The organism is Novosphingobium sp. UBA6272 (genome assembly GCF_002440635.1).
Taxonomy (GTDB): domain Bacteria; phylum Pseudomonadota; class Alphaproteobacteria; order Sphingomonadales; family Sphingomonadaceae; genus Novosphingobium.
This window is the reverse complement of the sequence record NZ_DJUW01000005.1, coordinates 2,050-3,031: the sequence shown is the minus strand read 5'-3', so window position 1 is coordinate 3,031 and position 982 is coordinate 2,050. Positions and strand designations below refer to the sequence as shown.

General features: G+C 66.6%; 1 protein-coding gene and 1 pseudogene. Both read right to left on the bottom strand.

Annotated elements, in window-relative coordinates:
* Positions 1-454 (bottom strand): DUF3142 domain-containing protein (locus B2V17_RS04190; protein WP_292995516.1); only part of this gene is annotated, 454 nt, incomplete at its 3' end.
* Positions 451-982 (bottom strand): annotated as a pseudogene (locus tag B2V17_RS04185) (hypothetical protein); the annotation flags it as partial. The gene B2V17_RS04190 and the pseudogene B2V17_RS04185, both read right to left, overlap by 4 nt.

Below are 982 nucleotides of genomic sequence, written 5' to 3'. Positions count from 1 at the left end.
TCCAGTCCATCAGCCCGGTGATCGACAGGCGCAGGCTGGGATCGAGCTGGCCGCGCAGGTCCTTGAGGAACACGGCATAGTGTTCCAGCCCCCGCGTCGAGGCATCGAAGTCGATCTGCAACCCGGCCAACCGGTTGCCCGCCCCCTGCCAGCGCGCCAGTTCGTCGATGATGCGCTGGCGGGTCGCAGGCGGCCAATCGAGGCTCTGCGCGCGAACCACCAGCCAGACTTCGCCATGGTCGACCCGCGGGGTGGCGCGCAGCGGATGGTAGCGACCGTCGCGGCGGACTTCACCCGCCAGCAGGTAGAGCGTCTTCGCGCGCTCCAGCACCGGCTGGGGCCGCACCCCGGCCCACAGGAAAAAGGCGTCGTAGCGCTCCGCCTCGACCCGCTCAGGCGGCGCGGGCGTGCAGGAAGCGAGCAGCAAGAGCGCCAGCGAAGCGAGCCATCTCACCAATAGTAGCGCAGTTTCTTGGCCCAAGTGCTTTGCGGATAGTCACGCTTGAGCCGCTCGAACCAGACCTTGCGCTGGCTTTTGGGAACGTCCGCTCCGCCGCAATCGTTGTTGCCGCTGGGGGCATAGCACATCACCGCGCGGTAGAGCGCGTAGGCCTTGTCATTGGGTGCGGCGCGGGGGTCATTGGCAATCGCGGCATAGAAGTCGTCGCGGAAATTGCGCTTGCCGGGAAAGCCCACGGCATAGCCACCGAGCTCGTTCTTCTGAGGCACCACATCGTACTTCCCGTGGAGGTAGTCGAGGCCCTGAAGCCGCAGGAAATCGCCCAAGCACAGCCGCCCCGGAACGTCCTGGGGGTTCCTGGCAAGGGCGCTCGCGGTAACGGCCAGGGGTGCGCACGGGTACCCGTCGGATACCTTGCCAGAGGTGAAGATCGCGGCGGTGCTCTTGCGGTCCGCCACCGGCAGCTTCACGTCTGTTCCGAAGGCGGTGTACTGGCCCATCACCAGCTCGTTGGCGAGCAGG